This is a genomic window from Mesorhizobium sp. RIZ17 (assembly GCF_051127865.1).
Lineage (GTDB): Bacteria > Pseudomonadota > Alphaproteobacteria > Rhizobiales > Rhizobiaceae > Mesorhizobium > Mesorhizobium humile.
The window spans coordinates 1707928-1724745 of sequence record NZ_CP147861.1 but is presented as its reverse complement, the minus strand read 5'-3'; the positions used below and the strand labels follow the sequence as shown (position 1 = coordinate 1724745).

Annotated in this window: 17 protein-coding genes and 1 pseudogene; 10 read left to right on the top strand and 8 right to left on the bottom strand. The window is 64.5% G+C overall.

Going from position 1 to position 16818, the window contains the following annotated elements; all coding sequences use genetic code 11:
• Positions 1–118: 118 nt before the first annotated feature.
• A complete protein-coding gene (locus tag WDX12_RS08570; protein WP_320298177.1) occupies positions 119–556 on the top strand; it encodes a metallopeptidase family protein in 438 nt (145 codons plus the stop codon).
• 253 nt (positions 557–809) lie between these two features.
• On the opposite strand, the gene WDX12_RS08565 is transcribed toward WDX12_RS08570, so the two are convergent.
• Together WDX12_RS08565 and WDX12_RS08560 are read right to left on the bottom strand one after the other, a co-directional pair.
• Positions 810–1016, bottom strand: coding sequence for a DUF1737 domain-containing protein (locus tag WDX12_RS08565; RefSeq protein ID WP_434724571.1), 207 nt, complete (start codon positions 1014–1016; stop codon positions 810–812).
• A gap of 76 nt (positions 1017–1092) precedes the next feature.
• On the bottom strand, positions 1093–1971 hold the full coding sequence (locus tag WDX12_RS08560) for an HpcH/HpaI aldolase/citrate lyase family protein (protein ID WP_434724570.1): 879 nt from the start codon (positions 1969–1971) through the stop codon (positions 1093–1095).
• 695 nt (positions 1972–2666) lie between these two features.
• On the opposite strand from WDX12_RS08560, the gene WDX12_RS08555 reads away from it, so the two are divergent.
• Genes WDX12_RS08555 through WDX12_RS08545 form a run of 3 tightly spaced genes read left to right on the top strand, consistent with a single transcriptional unit; the run spans position 2667 to position 6119 of the window.
• Positions 2667–3365, top strand: a complete 699-nt coding sequence (locus WDX12_RS08555; protein ID WP_434724569.1) for a response regulator — start codon at positions 2667–2669, stop codon at positions 3363–3365.
• Positions 3366–3424: 59 nt separating this feature from the next.
• Entirely contained in the window at positions 3425–4924 is a 1500-nt protein-coding gene (locus WDX12_RS08550) for a HAMP domain-containing sensor histidine kinase (protein WP_434725594.1), read from the top strand.
• A 28-nt stretch (positions 4925–4952) separates the two neighbouring features.
• Positions 4953–6119 (top strand): NAD(P)/FAD-dependent oxidoreductase, encoded by a 1167-nt coding sequence (locus tag WDX12_RS08545; RefSeq protein WP_434724568.1) that lies wholly within the window; start codon positions 4953–4955, stop codon positions 6117–6119.
• On the opposite strand, the gene WDX12_RS08540 is transcribed toward WDX12_RS08545, so the two are convergent.
• Complete coding sequence (locus tag WDX12_RS08540) at positions 6068–6826, bottom strand: DUF72 domain-containing protein (RefSeq protein ID WP_434724567.1); 759 nt, start codon at positions 6824–6826, stop codon at positions 6068–6070. The two genes, WDX12_RS08545 and WDX12_RS08540, sit on opposite strands and share 52 nt — an antisense overlap.
• 108 nt (positions 6827–6934) lie before the next feature.
• Here WDX12_RS08540 and WDX12_RS08535 point away from each other — a divergent pair, with 108 nt between their 5' ends.
• Positions 6935–7903, top strand: a complete 969-nt coding sequence (locus tag WDX12_RS08535) for a hypothetical protein (RefSeq protein ID WP_434724566.1) — start codon at positions 6935–6937, stop codon at positions 7901–7903.
• A gap of 226 nt (positions 7904–8129) precedes the next feature.
• On the opposite strand, the gene WDX12_RS08530 is transcribed toward WDX12_RS08535, so the two are convergent.
• The 4 genes from WDX12_RS08530 to WDX12_RS08515 all read right to left on the bottom strand — a co-directional run bounded on the left by WDX12_RS08530 (position 8130) and on the right by WDX12_RS08515 (position 10255).
• The gene (locus WDX12_RS08530) at positions 8130–8549 is read right to left on the bottom strand and encodes an SRPBCC family protein (protein WP_434724565.1); all 420 of its coding nucleotides are present in this window, start codon (positions 8547–8549) and stop codon (positions 8130–8132) included.
• 177 nt (positions 8550–8726) lie between these two features.
• The gene (locus WDX12_RS08525; protein ID WP_434724564.1) at positions 8727–9176 is read right to left on the bottom strand and encodes an SRPBCC family protein; all 450 of its coding nucleotides are present in this window, start codon (positions 9174–9176) and stop codon (positions 8727–8729) included.
• Entirely contained in the window at positions 9173–9487 is a 315-nt protein-coding gene (locus WDX12_RS08520) for an ArsR/SmtB family transcription factor (RefSeq protein ID WP_434725593.1), read from the bottom strand. The genes WDX12_RS08525 and WDX12_RS08520 overlap by 4 nt, the downstream gene beginning before the upstream one ends.
• A 342-nt stretch (positions 9488–9829) precedes the next feature.
• A complete protein-coding gene (locus WDX12_RS08515) occupies positions 9830–10255 on the bottom strand; it encodes a GNAT family N-acetyltransferase (protein WP_434724563.1) in 426 nt (141 codons plus the stop codon).
• 186 nt (positions 10256–10441) lie between these two features.
• On the opposite strand from WDX12_RS08515, the gene leuD reads away from it, so the two are divergent.
• The 5 genes and pseudogenes from leuD (at position 10442) to leuB (ending at position 14509) form a co-directional block, all read left to right on the top strand.
• Entirely contained in the window at positions 10442–11047 is a 606-nt protein-coding gene (gene leuD, locus WDX12_RS08510) for a 3-isopropylmalate dehydratase small subunit (RefSeq protein ID WP_434724562.1), read from the top strand.
• A gap of 70 nt (positions 11048–11117) precedes the next feature.
• On the top strand, positions 11118–12053 hold the full coding sequence (locus WDX12_RS08505; RefSeq protein WP_434724561.1) for a hypothetical protein: 936 nt from the start codon (positions 11118–11120) through the stop codon (positions 12051–12053).
• Positions 12054–12393: 340 nt separating this feature from the next.
• Positions 12394–12758 (top strand): annotated as a pseudogene (locus WDX12_RS08500) (RidA family protein).
• A 13-nt stretch (positions 12759–12771) separates the two neighbouring features.
• Positions 12772–13122 carry a VOC family protein gene (locus WDX12_RS08495; protein WP_434724560.1) on the top strand — a complete coding sequence of 117 codons (351 nt, stop codon included), beginning with the start codon at positions 12772–12774 and terminating at the stop codon, positions 13120–13122.
• 283 nt (positions 13123–13405) lie between these two features.
• Entirely contained in the window at positions 13406–14509 is a 1104-nt protein-coding gene (gene leuB / locus WDX12_RS08490) for a 3-isopropylmalate dehydrogenase (RefSeq protein ID WP_320298161.1), read from the top strand.
• A 255-nt stretch (positions 14510–14764) separates the two neighbouring features.
• Here leuB and WDX12_RS08485 read toward each other — a convergent pair whose 3' ends face one another.
• Positions 14765–16651 carry a DEAD/DEAH box helicase gene (locus WDX12_RS08485; protein ID WP_434724559.1) on the bottom strand — a complete coding sequence of 629 codons (1887 nt, stop codon included), beginning with the start codon at positions 16649–16651 and terminating at the stop codon, positions 14765–14767.
• Between the last annotated feature and the right edge of the window lie 167 nt (positions 16652–16818).

The window sequence follows — 16818 nt, the reverse complement described above, 5'->3', positions numbered from 1 at the left end:
GTCAAGCAGAGTCACAAGGAATTTATTCCTTCGGCTTTTACCTTGAAAGCGGACGTCCAGCCGGCTCATTTGCCTCTATCGGCGCGAAAGCCTATATGCCGGGATCAAAGGACGTTACATGGCCCGCATCTACAAGACACGCACCTGGCACGACCAGCTCTCGCCGTCGATCGACGAGATGGAGCTTCTGGCGCTGGAGAGCTATGCCCATCTGCCGGACGAGTTCCGCCAGCTCACCGGCGAGATCATCATCCAGATCGCCGATTTCCCGACCGACGAGATCATGGACGACCTGTCGCTGGAGACGCCCTTCGACCTGCTCGGCCTGTTCGAGGGGCGCGGCATCGCCGAACGCTGGAACCCGCAGACCGGCGAGGGACCGAACCGCATCACGCTCTACCGCCGCGCCATACTCGACTACTGGGCCGAGAACGAGGAGACGATGGGCGACATCGTCACCCATGTGCTGATTCACGAGATCGGCCACCATTTCGGCCTGTCGGACGACGACATGGAGCGGATCGAGGAAGCGGCCGAGCAGGTGGCGCCGGGCTGAGAGACTGTTTGGAAATTCTACTCCGGCGGCCATCTGGCGGCGCTTTCTGCGCTACTGCAGCGCCGCGTCCTCTTGGACGCGCAAAGGACGCTGCAGCAATTTTAGGTGGCGCATGATCCTTTCCGAAAATCGATTTCGATTTTCGGGGTCATGCGCAGGCTCACGGACCAAATGTCCGCTCCGCTCCGGTTCTCGAAATCACCACCATATGACTCGCCAGAGCGAATTTCGAAACAGTCTCTGAGCGCTTTCCTTACCAGTCGCTCAGCTTGGTGTCGGCTCTGTATTCCTGGCCTTCGATATCCTTCACCACTGCCTGGCCGCAGCGCATCGACTTGGTTTTCTTGTCATAGGCATAGGTCGGCGAGCCGAACAGGTGCCAGCCCTTGTTCAGGGCGGCCGTCACCTTGTGGCAGAAGGTGGCGTCGTCCGGGCCGGTGAGGAAGCGGTAGAGTTTCATGGATCTATCCTGTCGTGCCTAACCTGTCGTGACTGGGCGGAAAGCCGGGTCTGAAAAAATCGTTTCTCGCGCCGCATCATGCGCCGATGATTGCGGCCTTCGCCAGAAGTTTCTCGGCTTCGGCCAGATGCAGCCGCTCGACCATCTTGCCATCCAACCCGATCACGCCCTTGCCGGCATTTTCGGGCCGCGCGAACGCATCCCTGATCGCGCGGGCCGCGGCCAGCCTCTCGGGCGATGGCGAAAAGGCGCGGTTCGCCGGCTCGATCTGGGCGGGATGGATCAGCGACTTGCCGTCGAAACCCATGGCGGCTGCCTCGGCGCATTCCCGGGCAAGGGCGTCGAGATCGCGAAAATCATTGGCGACGCCGTCGATCACGTCGATGCCGCCGGCCCGGGCAGCGAGCACGAGCTGCATCAGCCAGGGCATCAGATAGCGCCGGTCGGGCGTCGCCAGAATGCCGGCCGCCTTCACCAGGTCATTCGTTCCGGCAACGAAACAAGCCAGGCGCGACGCCGGATCGCGGCCGAGCTCGGCGAACACGCCGATGTTGAGCAGCGCCTTGGGCGTCTCGACCATCGCCCACAGTTTCACGCTGTCCGGCGCGAAATTGTCGTCCAGCAGGTCGCCGGCCTCGAGGATGTCGCGCGGCGTGCCGATCTTGGGCAGGAGAATGCCGTCGGGCTCCGCCTTGGCCACGGCCAGGATGTCGTCGGTGCCCCATTCGCTGGCCAAAGGATTGATGCGCACCACCATCTCGCAACGCCTTTCGCGCCCGGCGAGGATGCCGGCGACCTTGTCGCGCGCCGCTTTCTTGTCAGCGGGCAGGACGGCGTCCTCGAGATCGATGATGACGGCGTCGCAGGCAAGCGAGGCGAGCTTGGCGAGCGCCTTGTCGTTGGAGGCGGGAATGTAAAGCACCGAGCGGCGCGGGCGGTAGGGTTCTTGAGCCATGGCCGATCTATGCCGGGTGATGGCGGGGGAGGCAAGGCGCGGAAGCAAATCGTCCTTGAGGGCCCGCAAAGAGGGAAGTGCCCGGCAAGGGCAGAGGCGGTTCTGTCCGGCCAGCCTATCCTTCGTCATTCTAGGGTCTGCGCGCGTCGCTTCGCTCCTTGCTCCGCCCTAGAATGACGAAGGACATCGCCGCTTCACGCACGAGAACCCTCTGTCGCCTTGGCGGCATCTCCAGAGTGCTGGCGCCGCCATATGTGGGAGAGGACGTCGGGCTCCCTGCACCAAATCTGCAAATCCTTGCGGAAAACCTCCTCCAATCCGCCGCGCGCTTTCCGCACCGGCCGGCGACAAAGCCGCCATGCGAACGCCTCGAACATCCCGCTGGTCGCTGCCGCGCCGGCTCCGCAATGAAGGCTGGTGGCTCGTCGAGCCGCAAAGGCGGCGCGTCGCGGCGGACATCCTGCTTTTCCGTCCGAGGCTGCGGCACGCGGCGGATACGCCGAGGACGGTCCGGCGATGAGGCTCTTTGCCAACCTTGCCATGGGCTCCGCCCAGGCATGCGCAAATGCACGAGGCCTTTGTCGATACGTCTCCTTGTCCCGATGCAGCTCCGGACCGAAAACAATTTCGCACTTTTCCTTGGAATTGCTCTAATCCTGCCGTCACCCCAAGCTTACCCGCCGGACCTCTGATCGATGCCGCACAATATCCTTGTCGCCGACGACGACCCGCATATCCGCGAGATCATCTGCTTCGCGCTGGAAAAGGCCGGCATGAAGACGGCCGCGGTCGCCGACGGCGCCGCAGCCCTCCAGGCGGTCGAGCGCCGCGCGCCCGACCTCATCGTGCTCGACATCGGCATGCCGGAGATGGATGGGCTCGAGGTCTGCCGCAGGCTCAGGCAAAAATCCGACGTGCCGGTGCTGTTCCTGTCGGCGCGCGACGAGGAGATCGACCGCATCCTCGGGCTGGAAATGGGCGGCGACGACTATGTGACCAAGCCGTTCAGCCCGCGCGAGCTGGTCGCCCGCGTCAACGTCATCCTGCGGCGCGCGCGCCCGGCGCCGGTCGAGGAAGAAGCGGACGAGCGGGAATTCGCGCATGGCAAGCTCATGCTCGTCCCGGCAAGCCATGCAGCGAGCTTCGACGGCAAGCCGCTCACCTTGACGGCGATCGAGTTTGCCATCCTCAAAGGCTTCCTCGCCCGGCCGCAGCATGTGCTTGGCCGCGACGCGGTGATGGCCAATGCCTATGCCTCCAACATCCATGTCTCGGAACGCACCGTCGACAGCCATATCCGCAATGTGCGGGCCAAGCTGGCGGCGGTCGGCTGCGCGGATGCGATCGCGACGGTGCATGGCGTCGGTTTCCGGCTCGGCCGATGCGGTGGTTGAGCAAGGAAAGGTGGCGGCCGCGGCTCGCCACCGTCGTCATCGCCATCCTGATCGTGGTCATGGCCCTGCCGCTGGTCGGGCTGTTCTTCTTCCGGCTCTATGAGAACCAGCTGATCCGCCAGACCGAGGGCGAGCTCATCGCGCAAGGGGCGGTGGTCGCCGCCGTCTATGCAGAGCAGGTGCGCGCTGCCGGCATTCCCCAGGAAAAACTCGGGGCGCCGGTCTCGGCCGATCCGTCGAGGGACAACAACTACCCCTATGACCCGGTCGAGCCGCGCCTCGATCTTGCCTCCGACGATGTCATGCCGACGCGCCCGGCAGCACTTCCCGCCACGCCCGATACCGCCTTCGCGGCAATAGGCGCCCGGCTCGACGGCATCCTCGACGAGACGCAGAAGACGACGCTTGCCGGCTTCCGGCTGCTCGATCCGCGCGGCGTGGTGATTGCCGGCGGCGACGAGGTCGGCCAGTCGCTCGGCGAGATCGAGGAGGTGCGGACCGCGCTTTCAGGCGCCTATGCCAGCGCGCTCAGGCTGCGCATCCCCGACCAGCCGCCGCCGCCGCTCTACTCGGTCAGCCGCGGCACCAGGGTGCGCGTCTTCGTCGCCCTGCCGGTCGAGCTCGACGGCCGGGTCGCTGGCGTGGTCTACCTCTCGCGAACGCCGAACAACATCGTCAAGCATCTCTATGGCGAGCGCGGCAAGGTGACCTTGGCGGCCATCGCCATCCTCGGCGGCACGCTTTTGATCGCGCTGGTGTTCATCCGCACGGTCAGCCGGCCGATCTATGCGCTGATCGACCGCACGAAACGCATCGCCGCCGGCGACCGCGAGGCGATCAGGCCGCTCGACCATCACGGCACGCGCGAGATGGCGGCGCTGTCGACGGCCTTCCTCGACATGGCGACCAAATTGCAGGCGCGCTCCGACGGCATCCAGACCTTCGCCACCCATGTCTCGCATGAGCTGAAATCGCCGCTGACGGCGATCCAGGGCGCGGCGGAGCTGCTGCGCGATTCCGGCGGCGCGATGGACGAGGCCGAGCGGCGGCGCTTCTCCAACAACATCGTCACCGACGCCGGGCGGCTCAACCTGCTGGTGCGCCGGCTGCTCGACCTGGCGCGCGCCGAAAACCTGGAACCGAGCGGCGACAGCACGACGCTGCATGCGGCATTGGCATCGTTGCCGATCGACACCAGGCTGGAAACGCGGCTTGAAGGCGGCGGCGATATCAGGCTCGGCATCTCGGCCGAGAATCTCGGCATCGTGCTCGCCAACCTCATCGACAATTCCGCGAGGCACGGCGCCCGACAGGTGGCGATCCTTGCCTTAGCCGATGGCCAGCGCGCGTCGGTCCAGATCGGCGACGACGGCGACGGCATCTCGGCCGCCAACCGCACCAGGATTTTCGAGCCGTTCTTCACCACGCGACGCGAGTCCGGCGGCACCGGCATGGGGCTCGGCATCGTGCTGGCCCTCCTGAAAGCGCATGATGGCACGATCAGGCTGGTTGACTCCGAGCGCGGCACGCGCTTCGAGATCGACTTGCCGGTTGCGTGAAGACGCAGCCCGCCGGATCGGAGAAAAAATGCGCTACGACATCGTCATCATCGGCGGGGCCATCGTCGGATCCTCGGTCGCCTATTACCTGCGCGAGGAAGGTTTTACCGGCTCGATCGCGCTGATCGAGCGCGATCCGCAATTCTCCCACGCGGCGACGACCCTGTCGCTCGCCTCGATCCGCCAGCAATTCTCTATTCCCGAAAACATCCGCCTGTCGCAATTCACGCTGAAACTGTTCCGGCGGCTGAAGGAGACCTTCGGCGCCGATGCCGATATCGGCTTTCGCGAGGGCGGCTACCTCATCCTCGCCGGCGAGGCCGGCCTGCCGATCCTGAAGGCCAATCACGAGACGCAGGTCGCCGAGGGCGCCGACATCGCGTTCGAGGATCCCGGGCAGTTGGCGCACCGCTTCCCGTGGCTATCGGTCGAAGGCATTTCCGCCGGCGCCTATGGCCGCAGCGGCGAGGGCTGGTTCGACTCGCATGCGCTGCTGACGCTGTTCCGCAAAGCGCTGCGCGACAAGAAGATCGATTTCATCACGGCTTTCGCCACCGGCATTTCGCGCGACGGCAATCGCGTCACCGGCGTCAGCCTCGACAATGGCGAGACGCTGGAAGCCGGCATCGTCGTCAACGCTGCCGGGCCGAACGCCGGCAAGGTCGCGGGTTTTGCCGGGTTGGCGCTGCCGGTCGAGCCGCGCAAGCGCAACGTATTCGTCTTCGAGGCGCGCGAGAAATATGCCGACATGCCGCTGCTGGTCGATCCAAGCGGAATCTATGTTCGGCCGGAAGGCTCGGTCTACCTTACCGGCGGCGCCGAGCCGGAGGAAGGCGATCATGCGCCCGATCCGAAGGATTTCGAGGTCGAGTGGCCGCTGTTCGAAGAGGTGATCTGGCCGACCTTGGCCACCCGCATCCCGGCCTTCGAGGCGATCAAGCCGACGCGCGCCTGGGTCGGGCATTACGACTACAACACGCTCGACCAGAACGGGGTGATCGGGCCGCATCCGGAGGTTGGAAACTTCCTTTTCGCCAACGGTTTTTCCGGCCACGGCCTGCAGCAGGCACCGGCGGTGGGCAAATCGATCGCAGAGCTTGTCATGCATGGCGGGTATCGCACGATCGACTGTACGGCGTTCGGCTATGAAAGAGTGGCCGAGGGAAGGGCGTTCCGGGAACTGAATGTGATCTGACGCACGGCCGCGTCGACCGAAAGCGCATTGCCGAGGGCATGGCCCCGTGCGGTGTTGTCGAATATGCACCAGACCTCGCCGGCAGATGCCCTGGCTTCGGCGAGCCGCCCGCTGATATCCAGCAACCGACCGGCCTCGTAGTCGGAATAGTAGACGTGCGGCGCGCCATGGAAGCGGAAATAGGCGAGCTCGCGCCAGCCGCCTGGCATGGCGGCAGCAGGCACGGGAGCGGGGTCGGCCGCAACGCGCCCAACCTGAAAGCGGCTCAGCAAGCTTTTGGCTTCGGGTGCGAACCAACTGGGATGACGCGGTTCGCAGACCAGGCGCCGGTCGGTCTTTGCATGCAGGGCGGCGAAGAATTTTTCGACGGTCTGGGGTTCGAATTGCAGGCTGGGCGGCAATTGAACCAGGAGCACGGAAAGCTTGGAACCGAGCCCCCCGACCTGACCCAGAAATGTGTCCAGAAGATCATCGCAATCTTCCAGGCGGCGCTCATGCGTCATGGCCTTGGGGATCTTCGCGGAAAAGCGAAAATGATCCGGAACCGAGCGCGCCCAACGCTCATAGGTTTCCCGCCGATGCGACTTGTAGAACGAGGAATTGATCTCGGCGATCGAAAGTCGCGCCGCATAGCGTTCGAGCTGCGAACCGGCCGCCGGAAAAGAAGCTCTATGCGCTGCCGCTATGCTCCATCCGGCGGTTCCCACGGCGCAGCATCTGTTATCCATGCCCAGAATCTGGACAGGCGTGATTGCCGGTCAAGGGAGAACTCGGGCCAGTCGGCCGCAGTTATCCAGCCCAACCGGCGAAAGCCGTTGCTTCCTGCCGGCCGCGTCATGGTATCCTCGGCCCCTGTCGGGCGCTCGGGGAAAACATTGCTTAAAAAGGCTGTCGAGAATTTTCGGCGCACAAGGGGAGTCCAATTGCTTTTGGGCCTCCGCCACGAGATCCTGTACCGCCAGTTCCTGGGAAGCGCCGCGTCCAAGGGCCATGCATTCGCCAGGAGCCTGAGCGAAAAGCCAGAGCGGAATTACTGCTTCACCATAGCGTTCAACACGCCCTGGGTCATAGATGTGCTCACCAAGGCCTGGCAGGTCTTCCCGACCGGGACAAGGCTCGTGGTGATCGACAATTCGCCGAACCAAGAAGCGCGCGCTTCGATCGAGGCAATCTGCGCGCGGCGCGGGGTCGCGTATTTCGGACTGCCCAGGAATTTCGAAACGAACCCTTCCAGATCGCATGGCGTTTCCCAGACCTGGGTCTTTCACAACATCGTCAAGCATCTCAAACCCGACATGTTCGGGTTCATCGATCACGATTGCTTTCCGGTCGGGCCGATCGATTTCGCGCGGCGCATCGGGGACAAGATCGGTTATGGCGCGCCGCTGCATGCCAGATCCAGCTACCTGTACAAGGCAGCCGAGAACGAGCCCGGCTGGTATTACTGGGCCGGCCTCTGCTTCTACAATTTCGCAACCGTCGAGCGAACGAAGCTCGATTTCAGAAATCGGCTCGACATTGGAATGGATACCGGAGGCGGCAACTGGCCGGTGCTGTATTCGAAGCATCCCATCGGGGAATTCGAAATGGCCCAAGTAAATCGCGTCGCGGTGGGCGTCGAAGGGACGATCGCCGACTACCAGTTATATGACGAAGCCCTTTTTCATGTTGGCGGCGCGTCCTACCGCTCGGGCGCGATAAGTCCAGGCTATCGACGCCTGCTGTCGGACCACATCTGGAAAACCTATCTCGGCGGGATCCAGGATCGCCTGATTTCCATCTGAGCCTCGGTCGGGCTAGTTCCTCAACACAGTGATTTTGAAAGATTGCAGGCTTGTCGGGCGAGGCCATCAACGTCCGTTGGGGTAGTCAGAGCAAACGCTGGCGATGAGCTGAAGGCTCCTTGCTCCGCCCGTGGATGACGACCGCGATAGGCTCTCGGCCAATCGCCAAGGCATGGTATCTGCCGACGTACACCAGCCAACCGGTCAAAACTTCTGTGTCAAGGAACTAGCCTAAATACCGCTGCAGCCACCCAAGCACCCGTGCCCACTCGTCGGCATGTTCCGCCGCAGCGTCCGGAAAACCGGCAAACCCGCCATGGCAGATGGTGAGCCGCGTGCCGTCGCCGACCGGCTCAAGCAGATAGGCCACGGTCGTTTCCTTGCGGCCGAGCGCTGGATGGTTCCAGTCGTAGCGCCGCGTCTGCACGATGCGGCGCGGCATCTCGATTTCGAGGAATTTTCCGCTGGCGGGCAGACGTTGATCGGCCGTTTCCACGCTGACGTTCCAGCCGCCACCGGTGCGAAAATCGGCGGACCAGTTGGTCATTCGGTAAGTTTCGGGCGAACCCCACCAGCGCTCGACCTTAGTCGTGACCAGTGCGGCGATGACCTCGTCTGGCGGCGCGGGGAGGTCGGCCGAAGCCATGACCGTGTCCGCGTTCGCCATGGCTTGCGGTAAGGACAAGTGAAGCATCCAATCTTCCTCCACCAAGGATAGTCTCGTGCCCGAAACGAAGCTCTTGATCTTACGCAATTCCGGACGGCGGTTACGGCGAAGTCGCCGAAACCCAAACCGCTACGCCCTTTTCCTGGAATTTGCTCTCTACCCCTTTGAGGGCGGGCGCTCGAAACCCTTGCCGGTTTCAAGCAGGCTCTTCAGGCTCGCCAGCACCAGCGGCCAGCCCTTGGAGACGTTCGAGATCAACCTGTGCGGGCCGTCGGCCTCGTGGATGACGGCGAGCTTCATCAATTCGCCGTCGGGCTCGATGGTGAAGGTGCAGCGCGTATAGCCGTCCTCCTTCACCTCGGGCATCCATTCGTTGCGCCATTTGATGACCAGGCGTTTTGGCGGGTCGATCTCGAGGATCTCGCCCGAGTCGGCGACCCGCCCGTCCGGGAAGACCAGCTTCCAGCTCGATCCGACCTTCCAGTCGCTCTCCTGATGGGAGCAGAGAAAGAACTGCCGGTTGAAGTCCGGATCGGTCAGCGCCTGCCAAAGTTTTTCAGGCGTCGTGCGGATATAGGTGACGTAAACAAAGCTGTTGTCGCTCACGGCTCTTCCCTTTCAAGGCGTTGCTTCAGGTTGCTGAGGGCAGCAAGCCGCCCCCGCTCGAACTTGCCGATCCAGCGCTCGGCGATCTCGTTGATCGGAACGGGGTTGAGGTAGTGCTCCTTCTCGCGGCCGCGGCGCATGGTGGTGACGAGGTTCGCTTCTTCCAGGATCGCCAAATGCTTGGTCACCGCCTGGCGCGTCATGTCCATGTGCTCGCAGAGCGCGTTCAGCGTCTGCCCGTTCCGGGCATGGAGACTGTCCAGCAATTGCCGGCGGGTCGGGTCGGCCAAGGCGCGAAAGACGGCGTCCATGCTCATGGCCCTAATATGCAACCATTTGGTTGCATGTCAAGCGATGGCGAAAATATGCTGCCGCCTGATTACTGCTTGCCTGAGTTTTCTTGCTTGCCGGATTGTGCCTGTCTGGAGGCGGCTTCGCTTTTGAGCAGCGCCTTCCCCCACTCTGTCGCTGCTTCGCAGCGCCACCTCTCCCCCTTCCGGAGGGAGAGGAAGGGAGCCAGCTGGAATCGCCTCGCACCTTTCCTCTCCCCCGTCGACCGGGGGAGAGGTGTCGAGCGAAGCTCGACGGAGTGGGGGTCGACCTGGCTCGCCGGTCCCGGGCAGGAGTCGGCTCCGATATCGGTGCGGTTCAGGTCAGCTTTTACGGGAGAACCAGAAAGCGTCGGTCATGCGCGTCATGCCGATGCGTTCGTAGAAGCCGACGGCGTCGGGCATCGAGATCAGGCTGACGGCGACCGAGGGTCCAAGCACGCGCTGCACCTCGTCCATCAGGCCCTTGCCGACGCCGAGCCCTTGCGCCGCTTTCGAGACGGCGAGGTCGGAAACGTAGCAGACCCAGGAAAAGTCGGTCATGCCGCGCGCGACGCCGACCAGTTGCCTGTCCGGGCGGTCGAGCCGGGCGGTCAGCACCAGATTGGCGTTGTCCAGCATGGTTCGCAGCCGGGCCTCGTCGTCGACGGGCCTTACCTTGCCGAGACCGGATTCGACCAGCACGCGGCGGAATTCGGCGACATCGAGCGCGGGCTCGCTCGCGTAAAGGACTTTGGAAGCATCGGCCATGGACGCAGACTGCACCAGTCGGGCAGGATTTCGAAGCCGTTTTTGGAGCGCTCCAGCTCAGGTTCGCATGCCAAGCCCGCCATTGGCCCAGGGGCAGCGCACGAACAGTTGCCTTTCATTTGCCTCCGGCTTTGTGTAAACCGTCCCGCAAAACTCCCCGCAGCCAGAAGAAGACGGCCAAGGATCATGGATAAATTCACCAAGCTCACCGGCGTCGCCGCGCCCATGCCGATCGTCAATGTCGACACCGACATGATCATCCCGAAGGATTATCTCAAGACGATCAAGCGCACCGGGCTCGGCACCGGCCTGTTCGCCGAGATGCGCTACAACGAGGACGGTTCGGAGAACCCGGATTTCGTGCTCAACAAGCCGGCCTACCGCAAGGCGCAGATCCTGGTCGCCGGCGACAATTTCGGCTGCGGCTCGAGCCGCGAGCATGCGCCCTGGGCGCTGCTCGATTTCGGCATCCGCTGCGTGATCTCGACCTCGTTCGCCGACATCTTCTACAACAACTGCTTCAAGAACGGCATCCTGCCGATCACGGTCAGCCCGGAAGACCTCGACAAGCTGATGGACGACGCCTCGCGCGGCTCCAACGCGACGCTGTCGATCGACCTCGAAGCCAAGGAAATCCGTGGGCCGGATGGCGGCGTGGTCAATTTCGACCTCGACGACTTCAAGCGCCATTGCCTCTTGAACGGCCTCGACGATATCGGCCTGACCATGGAAAAGGCCGGCGCTATCGCGTCCTTCGAGAAGAAGAACGCCGAGCAGCGCCCCTGGGCCTGAGCGCCTAAGCCATACCTGATAGGCCCGGCCGTCGCAGGCGGGTTCGTGGCGGCTGAATGGAGGGACAGTCATGACACGCTCGCTTCTGGCCGCCGCCAGCGCTTCGGCGGCAATAATCCTTCTTGCCACGGTCTGCGCCAATGCGCAGACCACCACGCCGGCCACGCAGCCGGCGCCCGCCACGGCCGACCAGCCGGCGGCCGATCAAGGCGCGACCGACCAGGCCGCGTCGGATGAGGACAAGCAGGCGCCCATCCCCTTCGAAGGCGGCCAGCTCACCATCACGCAGCCGGATCAGGATGGCGAGAAGGTGCTTGCCTATGACGGCAAGCAGCTGGCCAGCAATTACGACGTCTTCTTCGACAAGATCGTCAAGATCGGCGACGTCAACGTGGCGCTGGTCGATGTCGGCGACGGCGGCAATCAATGCGGCCCGGCCAAGGTCATCGTCTGGAAGCCGAAGGACGGTGCGATCCAGACCACCACGGTCGAACAGGACGAATGCGGCGCGCCGCCGGCCGCTGTCTCCGACAGCGCCATCTATTTCGTGCCCTATCTGTTGCCGGGAGAGACGAGGCCGGCGCTGCAGTGGTCGCCCACGGAAGGGCTGACGACCTCCGGCAATCTGACCTATACGCCGGAACCGGGCACCGACTGGAAGGACGTCGATCCGTCGAAATTGGACAACATCATCGACGCCTTCCACAACGAGGCTGTCTACAAGGCCGGCCAGGCGCTGCTCGGCAACGACATGCCCGACATGGCAACCAGCCTGCTCGTCGGCGGCGGCACCGAAAAGACAGCGTCGGGCGCCTTCTATGCCACCGGCTGCGTGCCGCATGATTGCGGCGGCAATGACGGCTTCATGGCCATCGACCCGGCCAAGCAGAAAGTCTATTTTGCCCGCCGCGGCGACAATGACCAGCCGCAGGCCTGGCCGCCGCTGAAGGACTGGCCGGCCGACATCAAGAAGGCCTATGACGACGCGCAGGGGTCGGGGCATTAAGGTTCGGCTCTGACGCTGCCATCGCGGTTCGTCATCCACGGGCGGAGCGACGCGCAGCGGAGCGCAGACCCGAGGATCCATTCCGTGACTGTTGCCATAGAGTGGGGCGGTGCAAAATTCTGCACCGCTGGCGGCGCTTCGGCGTAACGGCATGGATTCCAGGGTCTGCGCGCGTCGCTTCGCTCCTTGCTCCGCCCTGGAATGACGAAGGGAGGGACGGTCGCCGCCAATCTCCAAGGCTGGTGCTTGCCTTCGTGACAATGCTCCGCGTTGCTTGGCCCACGACCAGACGCGCCTCTTTTGCTAGATGCAGGCCGACAAACCCAAAGCGAGGCTCCCCATGCGCAAGCTCATCTCCACAGGCTCCCCCTTCGAGAAAACCGCCGGCTATTCGCGCGCGGTGGTGCAGGGCGACTGGTGCTTCGTCTCCGGCACGACCGGCTACGACTATGCCACCATGACCATGCCCGACACGGTCGAGGCGCAGACGCGCAACTGCCTGGCCACCATCGCCAAGGCGCTGGCCGAGGGCGGCTTCGACATGGCCGACGTGGTGCGGGCGCACTACTACATCACCGACCAGACCTATGTTGACGTGGTCTTCCCGATCCTGGGCGAAGCGTTCGGCGACATTCGTCCTGCCGCGACGACAAGCCGGAGATGAAGATCGAGATCGAGGTCACCGCACTCAGGCGCACGGCATAGGGGGCGTGGGGCGATGACGGTCCGGCGCATCGTGGCCAACATCGCCACCAAGGACATCGCGGCGGCGAAGCGCTTCTATCAGGACGTGCTTGGCCTCGACATCCTCATGGATCAAGGCTGGATCGCCACCTATGGCTCCGAGGAACGGATGCAGGTCCAGGTGAGCTTCATGGCCGAGGGCGGCTCGGGCACGCCGGTGCCGGATATTTCGATCGAGGTCGACGATGTCGACGCGACGCTCGCGAGTATGAGGAAGGCTGGCTTCGCTGTCGAATACGGTCCGGCCGACGAGCCCTGGGGCGTGCGGCGCTTCTATGTGCGCGACCCGTTCGGCAGGCTGGTGAATATTCTGTCGCATCGATGAGGGCTTGTTGCGCTTTGAGGAAGCGCGGCGCTGTTCCAGCTTGGGTTCCTCGCCCCCACCAAGTGGGGGAGAGGTGGCTCGGCGAAGCCGAGACGGAGAGGGGGAGCGCCCTACGAAGGCCCCTCTCCGTCCGCTCCGCGGACACCTCTCCCCCGCCTCCGGCCGGGGCGAGGAACCCGTGCCACGCCAGACGAGCCTCGCAATGCCCCGTCATCCCCTTGCGCGCCAGGCGTTCGCCGTTTAGCAAGGCGCCGGTTCAATTTCTCTCCCGGGACGGTTCTCCATGGCTTCGAAAAATCTCTTCCTGCTCGCCGGCGACGGCATCGGCCCAGAGGCCATGGCCGAGGTGAAGAAGCTGATTGCGGCCATGAACGACAAGCTCGGCAGCAGCTTTGCCACCGACGAGGGGCTGGTCGGCGGCTGCGCCTACGACGCGCATGGCGCGGCGATCTCCGATGCCGACATGGCAAAGGCGATGGCGGCGGACGCCGTGCTGTTCGGCGCCGTCGGCGGCCCGAAATGGGATGCCGTGCCTTATGAGGTGCGCCCCGAGGCCGGCCTGCTCAGGCTGCGCAAGGACATGGAACTGTTCGCCAACCTCAGGCCCGCGATCTGCTACCCGGCGCTGGCCGCCTCTTCCTCGCTCAAGCAGGAGGTGGTCGAAGGCCTCGACATATTGATCGTGCGCGAGCTCACCGGCGGCGTCTATTTCGGCGAGCCCAAGCAGATCATCGACCTCGGCAACGGCCAGAAGCGCGGCATCGACACCCAGGTCTACGACACGTTCGAGATCGAGCGCATTTCGGGCGTCGCCTTCGAACTGGCGCGCACGCGCAAGAACCACGTCACCTCGATGGAAAAGCGCAACGTCATGAAGTCGGGCGTGCTTTGGAACGAGGTGGTCAGCCAGACGCACAAGGCGCGCTATTCTGACGTCAAGCTCGACCACATGCTGGCCGATGCCGGTGGCATGCAGCTGGTGCGCTGGCCGAAGCAGTTCGACGTCATCGTCACCGACAATCTGTTCGGCGACATGCTCTCCGACATTGCCGCCATGCTGACCGGCTCGATCGGCATGCTGCCGTCGGCCTCGCTCGGCGCGCCGGATCCCAAGTCCAAGAAGCGCAAGGCGCTCTACGAGCCGGTGCACGGCTCGGCGCCCGACATCGCCGGCAAGGGCATCGCCAACCCGATCGCCATGATCGCGTCCTTCGCCATGTGCCTGCGCTATTCCTTCGGCATGGTCGCCGAGGCCGACCGGCTGGAAGCGGCGATCGCGGCCGTGCTCGACGACGGCCTGCGCACCAAGGATATTTCTTCCCCGGGCATGACCGAGGTCGGCACCACCGAAATGGGCGACGCCATCATCGCCAAGTTCCTTGGCTGATCTGTCACGGATGGTGGCGGGCACTGGCTGCACCCAGGTGCTCACACTTGCCGCGTCTGCGATTTGGCGGGGGGCGACCATCCCATCGGGGGCCATCGCGCATCCCACGCCTTCGTCATTCTATGGTCTGCGCTGCGTCGCTTCGCTCTGTGCTCCGCCCGTGGATGACGAAGGGAGCGACGCTTCGGTCAATCTCCGAGGTTGGCGATTTGCCCGGCGCTCGCCGCGGGTCGGCTTCCAGCTTCCGTCGCGATCCTACGCTGGCCGCTTCTTCTGCTTCTTGCGCTTTGCAGGCCCATCGAATTTCGGCCCATCGAATTTCGGCCCATCGAATTTCGGCTTGTCGAACTTCGCCTTTGCCGGCTTCTTCGCCCAGGGTTTTGAGTCCGGCGTTCCGGCAGGCTGCCGCTCGCCCGGCGCCCGCTTCTCGAATCCGGCCGCGTTCTGTTCGAAAGACCGCTTGCCGCGATGCGGCTTCTTGTCCGGCTTCGACGGCTGGTAGCCGGCCCGCGACAGGTCCGGCGTTCCGTCGATGCGCCTGACGGCGATGTTGCCCTGCAGCTTGCGGTCGGGGCCGATCGCGGCGACGAACCGGTCGGCCCAGTCGGCGGCGATCTGCACGAAGGTTTCTTCCGGCTGCATCTTGATGGCGCCGATCTCGCGCTTGGACATGCCGGCGGTGCGGCACAGCATCGGGATCAGCCAGCGCGGCTCGGCATTCTGCCGGCGGCCGACCGACAGCGAGAACCAGACGCTGTCGCCGAATTCGTCGCGGCGGTCGGGTGTTTCCTCCCGGCGCGCGAACTTCTCCTTTGACGGCGCGAACGGGCCGACATCGATCAGGTCCTCGGGCGCCGACCGGCTGCCCCGGCAAAGCCGCACGAAGGCGGCCGCCACCAGCTCGGCGCCATGCCGTTCGAGAAGCGCCGTGGTAAAGTCGCGCTCCTCGTCCTTCACCGCCTCGCTGAAGGACGGATCGGCCAGGATGCGCTCGTCATCCCGCCTCAGCACCTCGTCGGCCGACGGCGGGCTCGCCCAGGTCGCGGTCAGGCCTGCATTGGCGAGCAGCCGCTCGGTGCGCCGACGGGCATTGCCCGGCACGATCAGCGCGCTGACCCCTTTTCGCCCGGCGCGCCCGGTGCGGCCGCTGCGGTGCAGCAGCGTCTCCGGGTTGCTCGGCAGGTCGGCGTGGATGACCAGCTCGAGATTGGGCAGGTCGATGCCGCGCGCGGCGACGTCGGTCGCGATGCAGACCTTGGCGCGGCCGTCGCGCATCGCCTGCAGCGCGTGGCTGCGCTCGTTCTGGCTGAGCTCGCCGGACAGCGCCACGACGGAAAAATTGCGGTTGTTGAAGCGCGCGGTGAGATGGTTGACGGCGGCGCGCGTGTTGCAGAACACCATCGCATTCGCCGCCTCGTAATAGCGCAGCACGTTGATGATGGCGTTCTCGCGATCGGCAGGCGCGACCGAAAGCGCCCGATACTCGATGTCGAGATGCTGCTTCTCCTCGCCGCCGGCCGTAATGCGCACGGCGTCGCGCTGATAGCCCTGCGCCAGCGTGGCGATGGAGCGCGGCACCGTGGCGGAAAACATCAGCGTGCGACGTTCGGCGGGCGCGGCATCGAGGATGAATTCGAGGTCCTCGCGGAAACCGAGGTCGAGCATCTCGTCGGCCTCGTCCAGCACCACCGCCTTCAGCGCCGACATGTCGAGCGCGCCGCGCGTGATGTGGTCGCGCAGCCGGCCGGGCGTGCCGACGACGATGTGGGCGCCGCGCTCCAGCGCGCGCCGCTCGGTGCGCATGTCCATGCCGCCGACGCAGGAAGCAATATGCGCGCCGGTCAGCTCATAGAGCCATTCCAGCTCGCGCCGCACCTGCAGCGCCAGCTCGCGCGTCGGCGCCACGACCAGTCCCAGCGGCGCGCCGGCAGCGGCGAAACGCTCGGCGCCGCCAAGCAGGGTCGGCGCCACGGCAAGGCCGAAGGCGACGGTCTTGCCGGAACCGGTCTGCGCCGACACCAGCGCATCGGCCTCGCCGAGCTCCGGCCCGAGCACCGCCTTCTGGACCGGCGTCAGCGCCACATAACCGCGCTTTTCCAGCGCCTCTCCCAGCGCGGGAACGATCGTTTCGAAACTGGACATTTTCTTCTTTCGGAATTCGGGTTCTGGGCTCGTGGTCGAGCGCAAGGGGGCAGGCACTGCGCCGGCCAAACGAAATTTGGGCGTTCGTACTTCTTGCAGCCGCCATTGTACAGAGCAGGCGGCACCGCCTTTCCTTCTCCCCTTGTGGGAGAAGGTGGCCGCGAAGC